This is a genomic window from uncultured Desulfosarcina sp. (assembly GCF_963664155.2).
In the GTDB taxonomy this organism is placed as follows: domain Bacteria; phylum Desulfobacterota; class Desulfobacteria; order Desulfobacterales; family Desulfosarcinaceae; genus Desulfosarcina.
The window spans coordinates 386,380-405,524 of the sequence record NZ_CAXXXH010000002.1 but is presented as its reverse complement, the minus strand read 5'-3'; the positions used below and the strand labels follow the sequence as shown (position 1 = coordinate 405,524).

Below are 19,145 nucleotides of genomic sequence, written 5' to 3'. Positions count from 1 at the left end.
CATATTTATTGATGGGAACTCAAATTTTCTATATTTGTTGAATCGCCTCGGTCAGTTCGGGCAGAAACTCGAGGATGTCTGCCTCAATGCCCACGTCGGCCACCTGAAAGATGGGGGCCTTGACATTCTTGTTGATGGCCACAATGAACGGCGACCCCTTGATGCCGCCAAGGTGCTGGAAGCTGCCGCTGATGCCGCAGGCCATGTAGACCTTGGGCTTGACCGTCTGCCCGGATGTGCCCACCTGACGGGATTTCTCCAGCCACTTGGCATCCACGATGGGTCGGGAGCAGGAAACCACGGCTCCCATGGCATCGGCCAGTTCCTGGGCAATTTCGATATTCTCTTCGTCTTCGATACCGCGGCCCACGGAAACCAGCACGTCAGATTTGGTAATGTCCACGTCGCCGACTTCGGCTTCAACCACTTCCAGGAAGATCCGCTTGGCGGTCAGGTCGCCGCAATCCGCGGATTTATCTTCAACACTGCCTCCCGCTGATTTACTTTCATCGGGGGCAAAGGCGCCGGGACGCAGGTTGATCACCGCACCGCCGGAAATATCAGCGGTCACATGGGTGCTGACCATACCGCTGTACTCCTGGCGGATCACCTTCAGCAGGCCACCATCCACACCCTCGATATCCACCACATCGGCAACAAAGGTCGAATCCAGTTTGATGGACAGCCCGGGACCCAAATCCATGCCGAACGTGTCATTGGGAACCAGAACAATAGCATCGGCCGGCAGAATGTTGACCAGCAGTTTGCGGATCACCTCGGCGTTGGGGTACGCCAGCGCATCATGATTGACTTTGATGACCTTGGCATAGGAGGCGGCCACGGCATTGGCTACGGCGTCAAGCTCGGCGCCCGAACCGGTGACGATGGCGGTGACGGCTGCAGCGGCGTCTATCTTCTTTGCCGCAGTGACCAGTTCCAGGGCCGAATCATCGGCCACTCCACCCTTGTGTGTAATGTATGCATAGATATCAGCCATTATTTCAATCCTCCTTTGGCCTTCAAGAGTTCAATCAGTTTCGCAATGATCTCTTCGGTACTGCCTTCGAGCATTTCAGCTCCCTCACCCATCTCAGGCACGAAGTAATCCACGCGTTTGACTTTGGCGCCGGCAGCGCCCACAGTGGCGGCATCAACGCCCAGACCGGCGGCGCCATGCTGGGGGATCTCCACCGAAGCCACCTTGCGGATGCCGCGAATACCCACGTAGCGGGGCTCGTTGATGCCGGTCTGGATAGACAGGACACAAGGCAGCTGGATCTCGTTCAGTTCCTGGTTGCCGCCTTCTATTTCGCGGCCCACTTTGAGTTTGCCGTCATCAATCACCTCGATCTTGTTTACCAGTGATGCATAGGGGTAGTCCAGCATGGCAGCCAGCATTCCGCCTACCTGGGCCGCCCCGTCATCAGCCTGGGCGCCGCTGAGGATCAGGTCGTATTTACCCTTTTGAACGGCGGCTTTAAGCAGGGTGGCAATGCCTTTGCCGTCAGCACCGTCGAAGGCATCGTCACACAGCAGCAAACCGTTATCGGCGCCCATGGCCATTTCCCGGCGAAGCACCTCTTCGGATTCGTCGTCGCCCACAGTGATCACCGTAACACTGCCGCCCACCTTGTCGCGGATCTGAATGGCCTCTTCGACTGCATAGTTGTCCCACTCGTTGACCGAGTACACCAGGTCGTCACGCTCGATATCGCTGCCGGACCCGTTCACCTCGATCTCATTTTCAGCGGTATCGGGAACTCGTTTTACACAAACCAGAATTTCCATGTTTTTCCTCCCTGATTATAATTTTGCTTATTGCATGTGTTGGGCAATTAATTCAGATAGATCGATGGCCTCCATTTTGCCTTCCAGGCCGGCCACCTTGATGGCGTCTTCCATGTTGACCAGGCAGAAGGGACAGGCTGTAACGATAACATTGGCACCTGCTTTTGCGGCCATCTCCACGCGCAGAACCCCCATGCGCTGCTCTTCCTCGGGTTCGTAGAAAAGCATCAGACCGCCGCCGCCGCAGCAGAAGGAGCGATCACGGCAACGCTCCATCTCCACCCGTTTCAATCCGGTAATGGCATCCAGAGCCGACCGCGGGTCGTCGTATACGTCATTGTGGCGGCCCAGGTAGCAGGGATCGTGATAGGTATATACCTTTCCGTCGCCGTTGGCCCCGGTCAGCCGGATGTTGCCCGATTTGACATTGCGGGCGATGAACTGACTGATATGTTCAATCGGCGGCAGTCCCTGGTAATCATTTTTCAGGGCATTGTAGGCATGGGGATCGGCGGTGATGATGTGCTTCACGCCGCTGTTCAGGATGGCATCGGTATTGGACTCCTTCATGGTCTGAAACAACATCTCTTCGCCGAATCGTCGGATCTCGTTGCCGCTGTCTTTCTCCTCCTTGCCCAGGATGCCGAAATCCGAACCTGCCCTGGAAAGAATCGTCGCCGTAGCCTTGCCGATCGACTGCATACGGTCATCGTATGAGGTGATGCTATCAACAAAGTAGAGGGCATCGGCCGATTCCTTGGCCAGATCCTTGACCACCACATCGTCAGGCAAATCCTTGATCCAGTCGGCGCGTTTCTTTTCCATCTTGCCCCAGGGGTTACCGCGCTTCTCCAGAGCACTGAGAGGCTTTTGAAGGCTCTGGGGCACCATACCCTCGTCCACCATCCCACGGCGCAGATCGACAATTTTATCGATGTATTCGATGCCAAGCGGGCACTCCTGTTCGCAGGCACCGCAGGTGGTGCAGGACCAGATTTCATCCTCTTCGTAGGTGGTGCCGATCAGGTTTTCGCTTTTCTTAAAGGAACTGCCGTATGGATAGATGGGGTAATTCTTGAAGGCCAGGTCGCGCCCCTTGATGGAGATAAAGCGTGGCGACAGGGGCCGGCCCACGGCATTGGCCGGGCAGTTGTCCGAGCAGCGGCCACAGTCGGCGCACGAATAAAAGTCCAGGATGTGCTTCCAGGTAAAGTCCTCCAGGCGCTTGACACCGAAAGATTCGAGGTCATCCAGATCTTCAGACTTGATGCCGTATCTTACCGGCTTGATGTTGCCCCGGTCAATGCGCATGAAGAAAACGTTGAACAGTGAAGTGATGACGTGGAAGTGTTTACCCAAGGGCAGAAAGCAAAGGAAAAAGAAAAAAGTCAGATCGTGAATGTAATAGGCGACGATATGAATGATCTGCAGCGTCTCCACCGATGTCGACAGCAGGGCGGACTTGAACAGCCAGGCGAGGCTGATCGGAGCGAGAAATTCGGCGTGGAATCCCCGCTGAACATTGGCGGCCACTGAACTGGCCTCAAACAGGCTTTCGGAGATCATCAGCGTCGAGATCAGACCCAGCACGAAAAGCGCTTCGGCCGTATGATCCTTGCCGTATTTGGCGGGCACGGCATACCGCGCCGGCTTGACCACGGCCCGGCGGTAAGCGGCAATGGCACAGGCGACCAAGACCACGGTGGCGGCGTAATCTTTCAGTATACTGTAAATGTCGCCCAGCAGTCCGCCGAATCCCGGCATGACGAAGCTATCTGAGATGCCCATGACCACCAGGGAACTGGATCGGATACTGAGAATGAGAAACCCGGCGAAAATCATGATATGCACGACGCCAGCCATCAGGTACCGAGGCTGGCGATATTGGGCCAGCCAGATTTTCAGCACATTGAGGATACGTTGGGGAATGCGGTCCAATCAGCTGTCCGGCGCCGCTTTCACCAATGGCGCCATGCGAATGGCCATGATATAAGCAAAAACCCCTATCCCCGCTATGGGAATCAAGATCGAAAAAACCACCGTCGGAATAAAAAGAAAAAAATACTTGGCCGGAGCGATCAATACTGACTGCATCGATAATTATGTTCCTTTGGTCGATTAATGATTTCACGCATCATATGATCTCGATGGCACAGGCCATCGAGACGCCGCCGCCGCCGCACAGGGTCGCCAAACCAACGGATTTTCGCCGTTGACGCAATCCATAGATCAAGGTCGTCATCAGTCGGGCACCCGTGGCACCGATGGGGTGGCCCAATCCGATACCCGATCCGTTCACGTTTGTGATTTCACGGTTCAATCCCAATTCTCGTTCACAGGCTAGATATTGGGCCGCAAAGGCCTCATTTACCTCAATAAGCTCAAAATCGTCGATCTTGAAACCGCTGCGATCGAGTAGTTGGTGAACGGCCGGGACTGGCGACAGCCCCATTACCGAAGGATGGCATCCGCCTTTTCCGACCGCCTTTATTCTGGCCAGCGGCTCGATCCCGAGTGATTTTGCCTTTTTCATCGACATCAGCACCATGCCTGCGGACCCGTCGTTGATTCCGCTAGAGTTTCCAGCGGTGACCTTTCCGATCTTGGGAACGAAGGCCGGTGGTAATTTGGCCAAGTCTTCCATAACCATTCCAGGTCTGAAGTGTTCATCGGTTTCGAAAATCAGAGGGTCTTTTTTCCTGCGGGGTACGGAGACTGGCACGATTTCGTTTTTAAACAGTCCGTCTTGTGTGGCTCGTTCGGCATTGTTGTGGCTGCGCAGCGCAATCTGGTCCATATCTTCGCGCTCGATACCCAGGTGCTGAGCTACGAATTCAGCGGTATGTCCCATGATGTATGGCTTCCCCTTGAACAGGCTGAGCGGCGGTGTTTCGCTGTCCACCGGTCCGTCTTCTGGGTGCGGGATGAGATGAGAGCCACAATACAGGGAACGCATAAGCGCATCAACGAAGACCTGATCCTGCAGGCGACATCCCCATCTGGCAGTGGGCACCTGGTATGCCACCCCGGACATGTGTTCGACACCGCCGGCCAGGATCACATCGGCCATGCCGGCCTGGATCATGGCCATGCCTGATATCGCTGCCTCCATGCCGGAGATGCATACCCGGTTGATGGTCACCGCCGGCACCGAATCGGGGATTCCGGCCATCAATGCCGCCACCCGGGCCACATTAAGGGTGTCGGCCGGTTCGATGCAGCATCCGTAGCGCACATCATCGATTATGGCCGGATCGATGCCCGCTCGTTTCACCGATTCCTTCATGGTAACAGCGGCCAAATCGGCCGCCCGCATATCTTTTAAGGTCCCGCCGAATGTACCGACGGCGGTCCGGCAGGCCGAGACAATGACGACATCTTCCATGTTCTCTCCTTAGATGATGAATTGAACAATTCGATAATCCATTGACACAAGCGTCACCTTGACGCCGGGTAATGGATAACGTGCTTGACCATATGGTGATGCGCAGCGACAAACAGATCCCGAGGCACTAAGTCGGCTGCGTTCTCATCCTGAAACACAAGTGCCATTTCCCTGCCGGCGGCGGCCACACTACCGGTCTGCTGGTAGGCCGCCTCCATCAGCCGACGCCGCCACCGGGCCTCCTGGATCGAGGTGCCGATGAAGTCACGGGCCTCGTCACCGGTCACACAGCCAAAATGATCGGAACACAAATAGGAAACCTCGAGATCGTTGAGCCGACGAAGGCTCCGTTCGTACTCGGAAAAATTGGACGTGCCGTAGGTGATGATCTTATCACGCCAGGGAAGGCCGCCTGCTTCCGAAGGGAAAAGCAGATTCAGACGGGGAACATAGGCAGAGATCGAACACGGCGAGTGCCCCGGAGTTTCATAGATGAGAATTTCCAAATCGCCCAGATCGATCCGGTCGCCCTCACCGATCGTCTCACATTCAATGTCGCCTTCCCATTCCAATTCGAGTTTCCGGCAACGGTCGGTCAGCCCCCGATTCTCGATCACGTATCGGTTGGCCTCGTTGATTGCGCTGGTGATCTTCGGCTTCGTAAAGAGTTTACGGGCTCGCGCCGATGCGTAAATGGTGATCTGCGGGTACAGCCGTTTGAAATAGGGCAGAATCCCGACATGGTCGAAATGGGAGTGCAGGCAGAGAATGGCGGTGATATGGGACGCATCGATACCGAACTCGTCGAACTGCGCCAACAGATCAGGAACCAGGCCGCTGACACCGCCGTTGATCAGTATCGAACCATCCCTGCCGACGAGCAGGTAGACGCAGGAATCTTCCCAGCCCAAAAACCACAGGTTGTCTCGAATCCGGCCCGGTTTTTTCAATCGCATACACGTCCTCCGTCGTGGCCCGCTATTCCCATTCGGCCATCCAGGCCGTTGCGGCCAGGTGCCCTTCACGGATGGCGTCCTTGATCCGTCGGGGTGCTTTCTGATCACCGATTACGCAATAGGGCAGTCCCGCTTTTTCGATTGCAGCTTCAAGGCCGTTCTCTGCAGCAAAACCGACGGCAAGCACAAGGCTGCCGACCGGCAGACTGGATCTCTTCTCTCTGGACGAGACAATGGCCATCCCATCGGCAATGTCACTGATCGTAGAACCGGTGTAAATATCGATACCGGCCTTTTTCAATCGCTGCAGCAAGGGCCAGCGCAGTGAGGCGCCCATGTCCGGCAGGGACTTAGCTTGCAGTTCCACGATGCTGACGTTGAAGTTTTTGGAGTGCAGGTATTCGGCGGTCTCGCACCCCACCAGTCCGGCACCAACAATGATCACCGGATCTTTGAGTTCCGCCCGGTCATCCAGCACCTCGGTGGAGAGGTAGACGGGTACGGTTTCCATCCCCGGAATGCTCAGTGTTTTCTCTTTGGCCCCTGCCGCCAGGATCACGCCATCGAACTGCTCCGCGATGGTGTCGAAATCGATGGTGTTGACGATCGGCACCGCGAGGGTTTCCAGTTCGTACGCCAGATAGCGAATCAAGTTGTTAACCTCAGCCTTGTGGGGTGGTTTGGAACCAATCACCAACCGCCCGCCCAATTGTTTTGTCTTTTCCACCAGCGTCACCCGATGGCCTCGCCGGGCCAGGATGCGTGCGGCTTCCATACCGGCAGGGCCACCGCCCATCACCAGCACGCGTCGCACGGTTTTCGCCGGGCCGAGCGTCTCTCCGCCCAACACCGGGTTGATGGAGCATTCGATCTGCTTCTTGGCAAAGGCCTGGTCAAAACAGTTGCAGCAGCAGATGCACTTGCGGATGGCGGCATCGTTGCCAGCCCGGGCCTTATTGGGCCACTCGGGATCGGCAATCAGCGCCCGGGCCATGGTCACCATGTCCAGCCGGTCCTCGTCAATGGCCTGTCGGGCAATATCCGGCTCGGTGATGCGCATGGCACAGGAAACCGGAAGTCCTACCTCCTGCCGGATGCGGGTGGCATAGGGGATATAATGACCTTGATCCACCGACGGACCGATCTGATGGACCGGTGCGTCGTGCCATCCGGCGGTAACGTTAAGCAGGTGCACGCCCCACGCCTTTAAACATGTGGAGAGTTTCAATTGGTCATCGGCATTCATACCACCGGGTATGTTATCTGTGGAGGACTGGCGAAAGATCAAGGGAAAGTCGCTGCCTACCGACGCCTTGACGGCGGCAATAATCTCCTTCACGAAGGTGCAGCGCCCCTCCTCCGATCCACCGAAACGGTCGTTGCGCTGATTCGTCAAAGGGGAAAGAAACTGACTGATCAAGTAGCCGGTGGCACCCAGCAGTTCGACTGCTTCAAAGCCGGCGCGTCTGGCTCTCAGGGCCGCAGCGGCAAACGATTCGATCACCGCTTCGATTTCCATCTCTGTCAATTCCCGGGGAACTTCCTTGGTATAGCGCGAGGGAATCGCCGTAGGCGCAACCGGTTCCATACCGGTAATCTTCTTTTTGGAATAGCGGCCGGCATGGTTGAGTTGCAGTGCGGGCACCGCTCCGCCGTCTTTGATGGCCCGGGCGATCTTCTCCAAAGCCGGCATCCACTCGTCCCGATCGGCACCCACCTGGTGGGCATCCATGCGGCCGGCCGGATCCACATGACAGGCACCGGCAATAATCAGACCGGTCCCCCCGACGGCCCGCTGGTAGTAGAAACGAGTCCAGTCATCCCCGATATCGTATCTCTCGAAAGGATAGTTAAGAATCATGGCCGGCATGATGATCCGGTTCTTCACGGTCAATCCGCTGATTTGGATAGGTGTAAAAAGTTTGGCGGTGGCCATATCGGTTTTCTCACTGAACATGGAGTTGTTCTCCTATAGGGTCGATCGTCTTCATCCTTCAGTCATCACACCTTCAGTGCCGCAAGGTCACGGTAGTAGTCCAATGCTCCGGGATTGGCCAGGGCATCCTTGTTCTTCACCGGTTGTTCCTGGATCACCTTGCGTACCGCGAGTTCCACCTTCTTGCCGCTGATCGTATAGGGAATGTCGGGGATGGCAATGATCCGGGCGGGTACGTGGCGGGGCGTCGCATTCTGCCGAATGGTGTCGCGAATGCATTTCTCCAGGGCCGCATCGAGCTCAACCCCATCCATCAACTTGACGAACAGGATCACGCGCACATCGTCGTCCCAGTCCTGACCGACCACGATGCTATCGAGCACGTGGGGAATGGTCTCCACCTGACGGTAGATCTCCGCCGTGCCGATGCGCACGCCACCTGGATTGAGGGTCGCGTCGGAGCGGCCGTAGATGATCACGCCGCCATTGCCGGTAATCTCGATGTAGTCCCCGTGGCTCCAGACCCCCGGATGCAATTCGAAATAAGCGCTGGTGTATTTGGCCCCGTCCGGATCGTTCCAGAAATTGATCGGCATGGAAGGTGCTGCCGCCAGGCAGACCAGTTCGCCCTTCTCGCCGGACACGGGTTGGCCGGCATCGTTGAAGGCCACCACATTCATTCCCAGCCCCCGGCATTGCAGTTCGCCGGGATAGACCGGCCCCATGGGGTTGCCCAGCGCAAAACAGGAGATGATATCGGTACCACCGGATATCGAAGAGAGGCACAGATCTGCCTTGATATCGCGGTAGACGTATTCGAAACTCTCCACTGACAGGGGCGAGCCGGTGGAAAGCACCGCTTTTAACTGGTCAAGATCGAACGTTTCGCTCGGTTTGAGGCCGGCCTTTTCCACAGCTGCCAAGTACTTGGCGCTGGTACCGAATATCGATACCCCTTCTTTTTCGGCCAGCTGCCAGAGGGCTTCGGGGCCGGGATAGAACGGCGATCCGTCGAACAGCAGCACCCGAGCACCGACGGCCAGCGAACTGACCAGCCAATTCCACATCATCCAGCCGCAGGTAGTAAAATAGAAGATCGTGTCATCGCGGTTCAGGTCGGTATGCAGCACCAGCTCCTTGAGATGCTGAATCAGCGTGCCGCCGATCCCGTGGACAATGCATTTGGGGACACCGGTCGTTCCCGAGGAGTACATGATATAGAGCGGATGATCGGCGGGAAGCTGGACAAAATCGATATCCAAACCCGTTTCCGGCGAGAGAAAATCATCGAACTGAATCGCATGAGGAACGCCGCTGATATCGGGGTGAGCATCGGTGTATGGCACCACGATCACCCGTTCGATGCTCGGGATTTGACTGACAACATCGGTGATGCGTGCCAGACAATCGACAGCTTTGCCGTTGTAACTGTACCCGTTGGCGGTCATCAGCACGCGGGGCTGAATCTGGCCGAATCGATCCAGCACCCCCTTGATGCCGAAGTCTGGTGAACACGAGGACCATACGGCACCGAGACTGCTCGTGGCCAGCATCCCGATGACCGTTTCGATCATATTGGGCATGAAACCCGCGATCCGATCGCCGGGCTGGATGCCCATCTGCCTGAGTGATCGGGCCATGCGTGCCACCCGATCGTAGAGTTCGGCATAGGTAAGGTTGACGGTATGGGATTTGTTTTCGCCCTTGAAACTCAGCGCGATGCGATCGTCCCGGAAACGCAACAGGTTTTCGGCAAAGTTGAGCCGCGCCCCTGCAAACCATTTGGCCCCCGGCAATTTGGTAACGTCGTCCACTACCGCATCGAAGGGCTTGCTGGCGATGACCCCGGAAAAATTCCAAACGGTTTCCCAGAAAACGGGTATTTCTTCTACCGACCAGCGGTAAAGATCGTCATAGGTGTTGAAATCTTTGTCATGGCGCCGGTTAACGTGCTGCATGAACCGGTGCATATTGGTACGCCCGATACGTTCCCTGGATGGCTGCCACAATGGTTTGCCCATGGGTTTTTCTCCGTTCCTCTTCATTAGCCTGTCTTGCCACCTTATTCATGCACAGGAATCATCAACTTTGATGATAGCCGCATCCCCTTGGGCCAGCCCGCCGCAGATCCCGACAGCCCCTATGCCCCCACCTCTGCGGCGGAGTTCATACATGGCAGTCATCAACACTCTTGCCCCGCTGGCCCCGACCGGATGGCCGATAGCAATAGCCCCTCCATTGGGATTGGTTTTGGCTTTGATGGCTTCCCATTTGGCCACATCTCCGTTAGCCAGCAGTTTGGTTGAGACCAAAGGAACGGCAGCAAAGGCCTCATTAATTTCGACCAGATCCATATTATCGATAGAGAGTGAGGCACGATTGAGGGCCTGCTGGATGGCATAGGCAGGAACTTCCGCCATCAGGTGCGGCGATCGGGCGACGCTTCCAACGGACAAGATAATTCCCAGTGGCTGGAGGCCGATTTCTTCAGCGGTTGACCGTTTCATAATGATCATCGCAGATGCACCGGCGTCAAGACCGGGGGCGTTACCGGCTGTCACCGTGGGGCTGTCATAAACGGTGCCCAATGTGGCCAGTTTTTCTTTTGTCGTGTTCGGTTTGGGGAACTCATCCTCCTCGAAGCTCAACGGGTCCCCTTTTCGCTGTGGAATGACCACCGGGGTCAACTCTTCTCCGATTTTGTATTTTCCCGCTTGTTTGGCCGCTTGGTACTTCATCTGGGAGTTGTAGGCCCACGTGTCCTGCATTTCCCGGGACACCCCGTGCGCCAAGGCCACCTCGCCGGCATCGGCGGCAATGGAGTTGAAGCCCACATACATGATCGGATTCAAATGATCCACCATGGTCGGTTTGTCCAGCCGAGTTCCCCAGCGATGGCCATTGAGTACTACCGGTGTGTTGCTCATATTATCGGCCCCCACCGCCATGCAGATTTTGACCTCGTCGAGCAGGATGGATTTGCGTCCCAGGTGGACGGCGGTGAGCGACGAGCAGCAGGCCCGGTCGATAGTCAGGGAGAGGGTGTCCGGCGACAGACCGGCGTGAATCAGCGCCTGCCGTCCAATAACGTTGTATAACAGCGCGGCTTCGGACTGGATGCACATGCCGTAGTAAAGCTCATCGATCGCGTCACCGGCGATGCCTGTGCGCGACAACACCTCTTTGATGACAACGGTTCCGAGTTTTGAGCTGTGTATCGCTTTTAATGCGCCGCCGAACCGACTGAAGGGGGTTCGGGCGGCGCTGACAATTACCAGATCGTTTGAATTGCTCATTTTCAATCGTCTCCCATAGGATTTGTTTGAATTTCCTTACTTTTCGCTCTCCCCCCGTGAACCCTGGAAGCCTTGGATCCTCAACGACCAACCAACTCGTTGGTGTTGGGGTAGGATATTTAAGTTGCTTTAAAGAGTATAAATGTTCTTTCAGTCGTAATCATACCAGCCTTTTCCGGTCTTTATTCCCAATCGCCCGGCTTTCACACGCTGCAAAATATTTTGAGGTGCTCGGAAACGGTCGCCGAACACTTTTGTCAGGGATTCGCAGGAGGGCGGTTCAATATCCAGACCCGAAAAATCGGCCAATTCAAACTGCCCCATGGGATGCCCGAAAGCCAGTTTCAAGGTCTTATCGATGTCTTCAATCGTGGCGACACCTTCTTCCAGCAGCCGATAACACTCGAGCCTTAACGCCAGCAGGACCCGGGTGCTGATAAAACCCGTGGAGTCTTTGCAAACTACAATCTCCTTGCCCACATCGGCGGCAAAGGAGCGGATCGTTTCGACCACTTCATCAGACGTGTTTAGTCCGCGGACGATCTCGATCAGTTTCATGACCACCGGGGGGTTGAACCAGTGCATCCCGATGACCCGGGAAGGATCGGTAACCACACTGGCGATTTCGGTAATGCTGTACTGTGAAGTGTTGGAAGCCAAAATAGCTGTGGGGTGGGTCAATTCATCCAGTTTTTTAAATATGCTGTGCTTCAATTCGATATTTTCGGGGACCGCCTCGACCACTAGGTCGACCTCTTTAACGGCATTGGCAATATCGGTCTCAAAAGTGATGCGCCCAAGGATTGCCGCCTTGTCATCGGCAGTGATCTTACCTCTTTTAATGCCCCCGTCCAGAGACTTGTCGATTTTGGCCTTGGCGTTGGCCAGAAATTCTTCCGAAATATCGTTGAGCTGGGCCGGGATACCTTTGGTGGCCGCCACCAGGGCGATGCCGTGGCCCATGATTCCAGAACCGATCACTGCAATGCTTTGGATTTTCATTTTTACGCTCCTTAGAGGTTATCTTTAGCCGGTAAACGCTTTGTCGAACATCTCCACCACCGGATCGGCCAGCGATGTAAGTTCTTCAAGTTTCCCACGGGTTGTTTTCAGAAGGGTGTCGATAAAAAACCGGGCACTGGAAACCTTACCGAAATAGAAGGCATCGGCCTTTTTCATGGCCAGTGCCTTTAGCGAATCCGCCTTGGGCACACCCCCGAGAGCCGCCGCAAGTTTGGGTTGGGCTACGGTTAACTGCCACAAGTGCAGCCAGGCCAGAACCACATCACCCATGGCTTCCAGAAACGGACTGGCCTTCGCGTAAATGTCGACGTGCTTACCGTCGGCCGCCCACCTGTCAAAATGTTCGACGATCCCTACCAAATCTTGTTTGGCGGCTTTTACCGAGGCCGCATGGGGTTTTAATTCCTCCATGGCCTCAGCAGCTCTGATGGTCTCATCCATCCGTGCCATGAGATTGTTTAAATTAACCTTCCGGTTGGCGATAATTTTGCGGAACACCAGGTCGATGGCCTGGATACCATTGGCCCCTTCATAAATGGTGGTGACCTTGCAGTCCCGGGCGAGCCGTTCAAACGGGTAATCCGAACAGTAGCCGTAACCACCGGCGCACTGTATAGCCATCCCCGTATCCTCCCAGGCATTGTTGGTCAGGTAGGCTTTGACAATCGGAATTAAAAGCTCCACCAGGCCATGCCAACGGGCGCTCTCCTCTCCTTGGGTCACGGTGGAATAGTCGATGCACATGCTGGTGAAATAGGCCAAGGCCCTGCCACCTTCCACGCGGGATTTCATGGTCAACAGCATGCGTTTAATTTCCGGATGCTCGATAATGGCTACCGAACTATCCTTATCACGCCTGTCTGGATAGACCGACACGCCCTGCTTGCGGGTACTGGCATAGTCCACGGCGTGCAAAAAGGCTGCTGACGAGTAGGACAACCCCTGCAGGCCAACCAGCAACCGCTGTTCGTTCATCATGTTAAACATCTCCACAATGCCCTTGCCCCGTTGTCCCAACAGAAAACCGGTGCAACCTCCGCTGTCTCCGTAGGCCATGGTGCAGGTGGCCAGTCCGTGAAGCCCCATTTTGTGTTCGATACCCATGCAGACCACGTCGTTGGGTTGGCCCAATTTCCCCTTCTCGTCCGTGAGGATCTTGGGAACGATAAACAGCGACAAACCCTTGGTGCCGGACGGGTCGCTTTCGACCCGGGCCAGCACCATGTGAATGATGTTGTCGGTCATGTCCTGCTCACCGGCGGTGATAAAGATTTTGGTGCCGGCAATGTGGTAGGTTCCGTCGCTATTTTCCCTGGCTGCGGTCTCGATCTTGCCCACATCGGTGCCAGCCTCCGGCTCGGTGAGGCACATGGCCCCCATCCATTCACCGGAAAACAGCCGGGTCATGTACAAATCCTTCTGGGCGTCGGTACCGTATTTTTCGATGACTTTGGCCGCGGCATGGCTCAGTTCGGCCGCACCGTAGATGTAAAAGCCGGCGGCATAGAAGATTTCGGAAACGGCCGTGCCAACGGTGAGCGGAAAGCCGTCGCCCCCCACCTCCGGACTGTCGCACATGGCCAGCCAGCCGCCCTCCCTGAACTTCTCGTAGGGTTTTTTGTAGCAATCAGGGAAGATCACCCGGCGGGTTTTAGGATCGTAAACGCATCCCTTTGCATCGCCCACCTGGACGGTGGGGTAAAATTCCGATTTGGCGAACCGATGGGCTTCGGTCAGCACCATGTCGAATCCGGACTGCTCAGAGAAACGTTCATAATCGCACAATTTATCAATTTCCAGCATCTCGTCGAGCACGAACTGCTGGTCTCTTTTATCTACCAGTAATGTTGCCATCTGTTAACCTTTCAGAATCGGAATCCGTGACCCATGGTGCCTATTTCTCTTTCTGCGGAATTCCCGCCAGTGCCTTGGCCAGTTTGATCTTCTCGTTCAAATTCCCTTCCCGGAAAATCATGATGCGCTGGGCCTGGGGCGAGCCGGCGCCGTGCATGGATTCCACCATGGCCGTTCCACCGGTCATGGCTTCGATCAACCGGCCGATCTTGATCCGGTCCTCAACGGGAATGCCGGCAACGCCGGAAAAGTACTTCTTGACCAGGTGACCCACGTCCTCGCTGCGAAGATCGTGCTCGCTGGGCAAAGTGGCAATGAACCCGCCGGCCAGGTCCACCGCCAGACGAGCCACCTCGAAGTGAAACCGGGTCACGTTGTGCTTGCAGACGTTGGCCAGCATCGTGTCCACCATGTACGCGCCCGAAGGGGTCGGCACCCCCTCGACAGAACAGGCGATGGACGAACTGTAGAGGGTCTCGCTCAGGTGAATCATCTCGGTGACCTTGTCGCGAACGTGTGACCCTTTGGCGGTTCCCTGGGCCTGGGCCAGGTAGGTGACCGCGCCGGTGAGCACATCCATCAGACCGGTCTTGCAGGCGCCGTAGTTGGCGCGGTGATGGGCGGCAAAGCGATGCACCACCAGCCCGGAAAATTCGGTCTCCCCGTCCATGAAGACATTTTCCCAGGGGATGAAAACATCCTCGAAGACGATCACCGCTTCCCCGCCGACGATGCCGAAGGATGGCTTGCCCACGTCGATGGTCTCCTTCAGGTCGCGGCGACTGTCGTTGGCCTGCCGGCCGAAAATCATCGTAATGCCGGGGGCGTCGATGGGCACGGAACAGATAAAGGCGTAGTCCCGGGATGCCTCGTTCATGGCCGTGGTAGGCATGATCAGAATCTCGTGGGAGTTGACCGCGCCGGTCATGTGCAGCTTGGCCCCGCGGATGACGATCCCGTCATCCCGGCGATCCACAATGTGCACGTATTGATCCGGATCTTCCTGTTCGGCCGGACCTTTGGAACGATCGCCCTTGGGATCGGTCATGGCACCGACCACCATGAGGTTCTCGTCCTGGATTCGGATCAGCCACTTTTTAAACCGCTCCAGGTAGTTGGTGCCATACTTCTGGTCGATCTCGTAAACCGTCGAATAGGTGGCGTTGATGCCATCGAAACCCACGCAACGCTGAAAGCAGGTACCGGTTTTCTGGCCCAGCACACGCAGCAGCTTCACTTTCTTGATCAGGTCTTCCACATTCTGGTGAATGTGGGTAAACCGGCCGATGGTATTTCCGGTCAGGTGCGAGGTGGCCGTGGCCAGATCCCGGTATTCCTCCTGCACGGCGAGGGAATAGGTCATGGCGGCCGCGCGCACATGCGGCGCCGTCGCCGGATGGGTGGTCACATCCTCAATTTTTTTGCCCATGTAATAAATCAACGGTTTGACCTGCTTTAAGCTCTCCATATATTCGGAACCAGTTTTAATTTTCATGGCAACCTCTCTTAAGTTTGTTTTTTTGAATCTTGCCCATGGCATTTCTGGGGAAGAAATCGGCATCGACAATTTCCACCTCCGCCAGCACCTTGAACGCAGCTAGTTTTTCCCGGCTCAGTGCTATGACGTCTTCAGCGGACAAATGGACGTTTGCTTCGAGGACAACATAGGCTTTGGGAACTTCCCCCAATCGTTCATGGGGAATGCCGACGACGACGGCTTCACGAATCCCAGGAGCTTGCGTCAACACCCGCTCGATCTCGGCCGGGTAGATGTTCAGCCCCCCACGAATGATCATATCTTTGGCGCGATCGATGATGTGAAGATGGGCATCTTTATCGAACCGGCCGATATCGCCGGTAGAAAACCATCCATCCCGAACGGCGTCATCGGTCGCTTCCAGGTTGTTCCAGTAGTATTTCAATGTATTTTCAGAACCCACCTGGATTTCTCCCGCCTCACCGGTAGGAACGCCCCTGCCTTCGATATCGACCAGCCGCAATCGCATATGGGGTGCGACATTGCCAACGGAAATGCCCTTCGGCTTTTCTTCCGGGCGTTCAAAAGCGGTGATCAACGGAATTTCCGTGCTACCGTAACAATGAACGATCCTTAGTCCCATCTGATTCTCAAAATTCTGCCTTAATTTCATGGACAAGGGCGCACCCGCACAAATACCAAATCGAACCTTGCGCAGTAAGGACCGGCGATCCTGAGATGCATCGTAAAGCATCTGATAGATCGTGGGCACGCCAGCAAAAAACGTCACATCCTCATTATCTATCCAGTCGAGAAATGCCTGGGGTTCGAACTTTTCCATGACTACCAGGGTTGCCCCTACATGCAAGGCCAGTCCCGCATGGATGAGAAAAGCGGGCAGTTGAAAAAAAGGCAGTGCCGCCAGGAAGGTATCGGTGGGTCCGAAACCCAGGTATTTGGCGATTGCATCGAGATGATAACGGATGTTTCCATGGCTATGCACAGCGCCCTTGGGAAACCCGGAAGTGCCGGAGGTGTATCCGATCACCGCCTCGGTATCGGCGTCGAGGCTTTCGGTTTCGCAGGATTGATCACGATATAGGTCAATTAATTCTGCCAGGGAAGCCATGCCGGTTGGTTCGGTGCTCCCGTCACTCAGCAGGATAACCCGGACCCGACCGGTTGCCACGCAGGAAAGCAACTTGATCCGGGATTTGAAGGACTGATGGGCAATCAGGATTTTTGGCTCACAATCATCGAGGATGTAGTCCAACTCACCTGTTTGGAACATGGTATTAAGGCTGACATTGATCAGCCCCGATTTCATGGCCGCATAGAAGCAAAAGAGCATCTGCGGACTGTTCGGCGTCAACAGTGCGATCCGATCTCCTTTTTTCAGCCCCAGACCGGTGAATATCCGTGCAATCGCTGCTACCCTCAGGGAAAGTCCAGCGTAAGTTATCCGGTCGCTTCCAGAAACAATGGCGATTTTCCCAGGATGTTCGTTGCCATGTTTTTCTATTGGATAATAAAGATTCATCGATCTAAGCTCCAAGAATGCCAAGCTGCCGGTTACCGAAAGGATTTCAGAAGATCTTTTTTTGGGGCCGTCTTTTAGTTGATTATTAAGATTGGTCAACTTCGAACCGATCTACAGTTCCTGAAACGTCGGTCTAATAAGAATCTCATTGACGCTCACATGCGCTGGTTGAGCAATCGCATAGGCCACGCCGCGGGCGATATCATCCGGATCGAGACTGCGCAGGCCATCAAACCGCTTGAATATCGTTGCCACGTCAGGGTCTTTTATCGAATTGCCCAATTCGGTGGCCACACTTCCCGGCTGGATATCGGTCACCCGGATGTTGGTTCCATCCATTGCGAATTCCTGGCGCAATCCCTCGCTGAAAGCCCGCACACCGAATTTGGTTGCGCTGTATACGGCTGTCGACGGGATGACCACCCTGGCTGAAAGGGATGAAATATTGATGATATGCCCTTTGCCTCGTTTCAGCATTCCCGGCAAGACGGCATATACCGTATTGATCATCCCTTTCAGGTTTACGTCGATCATTTTGCATGCCTCATCGTGCCGATTGTTTTTCACCAAGGATAGTGGCGCGATGCCGGCATTGTTGACGAGAACATCAATTCTCCCGAATTTGTCAGTCGCATCGGCGACGACCTCGTCCAACCGACCCACGTCGGTAACATCGGCTTTGTAATAGCTGACCTTTCCGCCCTGAGCTTCTATCGCGGACTGAACAGACTTTAACCGTTCAACTCTTCTGGCGATCAGCAGTATTTGATTGCCGTCAATAGCCAAGCGTTTTGCCGTCGCTTCGCCGATCCCGCTCGATGCCCCCGTAATAAAAACGACTTTGATTTCTTGCATTGTAAACTCTATTTATACTTATTAATTCAGCATTTAAAATGCTTAACTACGATGATTAGCGGACCCGTTCAGCACCGATGTTATTCGCCGGGTATTCGAAACCCAGCCACTTTGGATGGTTTGGCTGGTATCGCCTTATTTTTTTGTATAATCGAACCAGCCCTTGCCGGTCTTACGACCGAAGTGACCGGCATCCACTTTGCGGACCAGTGCTGGACGCGGGCGGAAGCGTTCGCCGTAATTCTCCTGAAATATCCTGCAGATCTTCAGGTTCAGCTCATTGCTGATCTGATCCATAAGTGCAAAGGGGCCGATCGGATGTCCCAACCCCATTTTGCATGCCTGGTCGATATCGGCGGGTGTGGCCACCCCTTCCTCATACAGGCGAATGGCTTCGTCGTTGATAGCACCCAAAATCCGGTTGACGACGAATCCGGCACAGTCCGCAACCTTGATGGGGGCCTTGCCGATGGATTTGCAAAACGCGAAGGCTGCGTCGGTGATGTCCGCAGCGGTTTCCTCGTGACTGATAACTTCCACCAGCGGCATGATGGCGGCCGGGGAGAAGAAATGAAGCCCCAGGAATCGAGCTTTGCGCTCGGGACGCTGCAGGGTGGCAGCCAACTTGGTGATTGGAATAGAAGAGGTATTGGAAGCGATGATGCAGTCGGGTTTCAAAACCTTTTCCATCTGGTTGTAATTTTCGCCTTTGATTTTCAAGTCCTCGAAGATCGCTTCGATCACAATATCCATGTCCCCGAATCCGTCAAAGGTTTCGGTGGGCGTAATCCTGGCAATCGCATCTTTCTGCTGGTCAGCATCGGCTTTCAGGCGGCCTTTTCCCGACCAGACGGCTGCACTTTTTGCGGCCCGTTCAACGCCGGCCTTGGCCAAATCCATGTTGATCTCTTTCAAGAGAACACCATAACCGGCCAACCCACAACTCAGGGCGATATCGGCACCCATCATTCCACCGCCTAAAACGCCTACTTTCTTTATCTCCGCCATTCGATTTCTCCTTCTTTTCTCATTATG

15 protein-coding genes are annotated in these 19,145 nt (G+C 55.2%); all 15 read right to left on the bottom strand.

All coding sequences use genetic code 11. The annotated features are described in order from the left end of the window. Nucleotides 1-28 precede the first annotated feature (28 nt). The 15 genes from ACHZBS_RS26015 to ACHZBS_RS25945 all read right to left on the bottom strand — a co-directional run bounded on the left by ACHZBS_RS26015 (nucleotide 29) and on the right by ACHZBS_RS25945 (nucleotide 19,118). Nucleotides 29-997 carry an electron transfer flavoprotein subunit alpha/FixB family protein gene (locus tag ACHZBS_RS26015; RefSeq protein ID WP_319409461.1) on the bottom strand — a complete coding sequence of 323 codons (969 nt, stop codon included), beginning with the start codon at nucleotides 995-997 and terminating at the stop codon, nucleotides 29-31. Further along, the gene (locus ACHZBS_RS26010) at nucleotides 997-1,788 is read right to left on the bottom strand and encodes an electron transfer flavoprotein subunit beta/FixA family protein (protein ID WP_319407779.1); all 792 of its coding nucleotides are present in this window, start codon (nucleotides 1,786-1,788) and stop codon (nucleotides 997-999) included. The genes ACHZBS_RS26015 and ACHZBS_RS26010 overlap by 1 nt, the downstream gene beginning before the upstream one ends. Nucleotides 1,789-1,815: 27 nt before the next feature. After that, nucleotides 1,816-3,726 (bottom strand): (Fe-S)-binding protein, encoded by a 1,911-nt coding sequence (locus ACHZBS_RS26005; protein ID WP_319409460.1) that lies wholly within the window; start codon nucleotides 3,724-3,726, stop codon nucleotides 1,816-1,818. Continuing rightward, nucleotides 3,727-3,882, bottom strand: a complete 156-nt coding sequence (locus tag ACHZBS_RS26000) for a hypothetical protein (protein WP_319409459.1) — start codon at nucleotides 3,880-3,882, stop codon at nucleotides 3,727-3,729. Nucleotides 3,883-3,922: 40 nt separating this feature from the next. Then, nucleotides 3,923-5,173, bottom strand: coding sequence for an acetyl-CoA C-acyltransferase (locus ACHZBS_RS25995; RefSeq protein WP_319409458.1), 1,251 nt, complete (start codon nucleotides 5,171-5,173; stop codon nucleotides 3,923-3,925). 53 nt (nucleotides 5,174-5,226) lie between these two features. Next, nucleotides 5,227-6,129 (bottom strand): MBL fold metallo-hydrolase, encoded by a 903-nt coding sequence (locus tag ACHZBS_RS25990; RefSeq protein WP_319409457.1) that lies wholly within the window; start codon nucleotides 6,127-6,129, stop codon nucleotides 5,227-5,229. Nucleotides 6,130-6,151: 22 nt separating this feature from the next. Beyond that, nucleotides 6,152-8,086: an FAD-dependent oxidoreductase gene (locus tag ACHZBS_RS25985; RefSeq protein ID WP_319409456.1), complete on the bottom strand. Its 1,935-nt coding sequence runs from the start codon at nucleotides 8,084-8,086 to the stop codon at nucleotides 6,152-6,154. Nucleotides 8,087-8,130: 44 nt separating this feature from the next. Continuing rightward, on the bottom strand, nucleotides 8,131-10,086 hold the full coding sequence (locus ACHZBS_RS25980; RefSeq protein WP_319409455.1) for an acetoacetate--CoA ligase: 1,956 nt from the start codon (nucleotides 10,084-10,086) through the stop codon (nucleotides 8,131-8,133). Between the two features lie 45 nt (nucleotides 10,087-10,131). Further along, nucleotides 10,132-11,361, bottom strand: coding sequence for a thiolase family protein (locus tag ACHZBS_RS25975; RefSeq protein ID WP_319409454.1), 1,230 nt, complete (start codon nucleotides 11,359-11,361; stop codon nucleotides 10,132-10,134). Nucleotides 11,362-11,511: 150 nt separating this feature from the next. After that, the gene (locus ACHZBS_RS25970) at nucleotides 11,512-12,363 is read right to left on the bottom strand and encodes a 3-hydroxyacyl-CoA dehydrogenase family protein (RefSeq protein ID WP_319409453.1); all 852 of its coding nucleotides are present in this window, start codon (nucleotides 12,361-12,363) and stop codon (nucleotides 11,512-11,514) included. Between the two features lie 24 nt (nucleotides 12,364-12,387). Further along, entirely contained in the window at nucleotides 12,388-14,238 is a 1,851-nt protein-coding gene (locus ACHZBS_RS25965) for an acyl-CoA dehydrogenase (protein ID WP_319409452.1), read from the bottom strand. A gap of 40 nt (nucleotides 14,239-14,278) precedes the next feature. Further along, nucleotides 14,279-15,733 carry a 4-hydroxyphenylacetate 3-hydroxylase family protein gene (locus tag ACHZBS_RS25960; protein WP_319409451.1) on the bottom strand — a complete coding sequence of 485 codons (1,455 nt, stop codon included), beginning with the start codon at nucleotides 15,731-15,733 and terminating at the stop codon, nucleotides 14,279-14,281. After that, entirely contained in the window at nucleotides 15,723-17,255 is a 1,533-nt protein-coding gene (locus ACHZBS_RS25955) for a class I adenylate-forming enzyme family protein (protein WP_319409450.1), read from the bottom strand. Before ACHZBS_RS25955 ends, ACHZBS_RS25960 begins: the two co-directional genes overlap by 11 nt. 111 nt (nucleotides 17,256-17,366) lie before the next feature. Continuing rightward, nucleotides 17,367-18,110, bottom strand: a complete 744-nt coding sequence (locus tag ACHZBS_RS25950; RefSeq protein ID WP_319409449.1) for an SDR family oxidoreductase — start codon at nucleotides 18,108-18,110, stop codon at nucleotides 17,367-17,369. Nucleotides 18,111-18,245: 135 nt separating this feature from the next. After that, complete coding sequence (locus ACHZBS_RS25945; protein WP_319409448.1) at nucleotides 18,246-19,118, bottom strand: 3-hydroxyacyl-CoA dehydrogenase family protein; 873 nt, start codon at nucleotides 19,116-19,118, stop codon at nucleotides 18,246-18,248. Nucleotides 19,119-19,145 lie beyond the last annotated feature (27 nt).

Bases quoted from the DNA above. Each gene is read 5' to 3' on its own strand.
- ACHZBS_RS26015 (WP_319409461.1), bottom strand. From the start codon at position 997: ATGGCTGATATCTATGCATACATTACACACAAGGGTGGAGTGGCCGAT.
- ACHZBS_RS26010 (WP_319407779.1), bottom strand. From the start codon at position 1,788: ATGGAAATTCTGGTTTGTGTAAAACGAGTTCCCGATACCGCTGAAAAT.
- ACHZBS_RS26000 (WP_319409459.1), bottom strand. From the start codon at position 3,882: ATGCAGTCAGTATTGATCGCTCCGGCCAAGTATTTTTTTCTTTTTATT.
- ACHZBS_RS25995 (WP_319409458.1), bottom strand. From the start codon at position 5,173: ATGGAAGATGTCGTCATTGTCTCGGCCTGCCGGACCGCCGTCGGTACA.
- ACHZBS_RS25990 (WP_319409457.1), bottom strand. From the start codon at position 6,129: ATGCGATTGAAAAAACCGGGCCGGATTCGAGACAACCTGTGGTTTTTG.
- ACHZBS_RS25985 (WP_319409456.1), bottom strand. From the start codon at position 8,086: ATGTTCAGTGAGAAAACCGATATGGCCACCGCCAAACTTTTTACACCT.
- ACHZBS_RS25980 (WP_319409455.1), bottom strand. From the start codon at position 10,086: ATGGGCAAACCATTGTGGCAGCCATCCAGGGAACGTATCGGGCGTACC.
- ACHZBS_RS25975 (WP_319409454.1), bottom strand. From the start codon at position 11,361: ATGAGCAATTCAAACGATCTGGTAATTGTCAGCGCCGCCCGAACCCCC.
- ACHZBS_RS25970 (WP_319409453.1), bottom strand. From the start codon at position 12,363: ATGAAAATCCAAAGCATTGCAGTGATCGGTTCTGGAATCATGGGCCAC.
- ACHZBS_RS25965 (WP_319409452.1), bottom strand. From the start codon at position 14,238: ATGGCAACATTACTGGTAGATAAAAGAGACCAGCAGTTCGTGCTCGAC.
- ACHZBS_RS25960 (WP_319409451.1), bottom strand. From the start codon at position 15,733: ATGAAAATTAAAACTGGTTCCGAATATATGGAGAGCTTAAAGCAGGTC.
- ACHZBS_RS25955 (WP_319409450.1), bottom strand. From the start codon at position 17,255: ATGAATCTTTATTATCCAATAGAAAAACATGGCAACGAACATCCTGGG.
- ACHZBS_RS25950 (WP_319409449.1), bottom strand. From the start codon at position 18,110: ATGCAAGAAATCAAAGTCGTTTTTATTACGGGGGCATCGAGCGGGATC.
- ACHZBS_RS25945 (WP_319409448.1), bottom strand. From the start codon at position 19,118: ATGGCGGAGATAAAGAAAGTAGGCGTTTTAGGCGGTGGAATGATGGGT.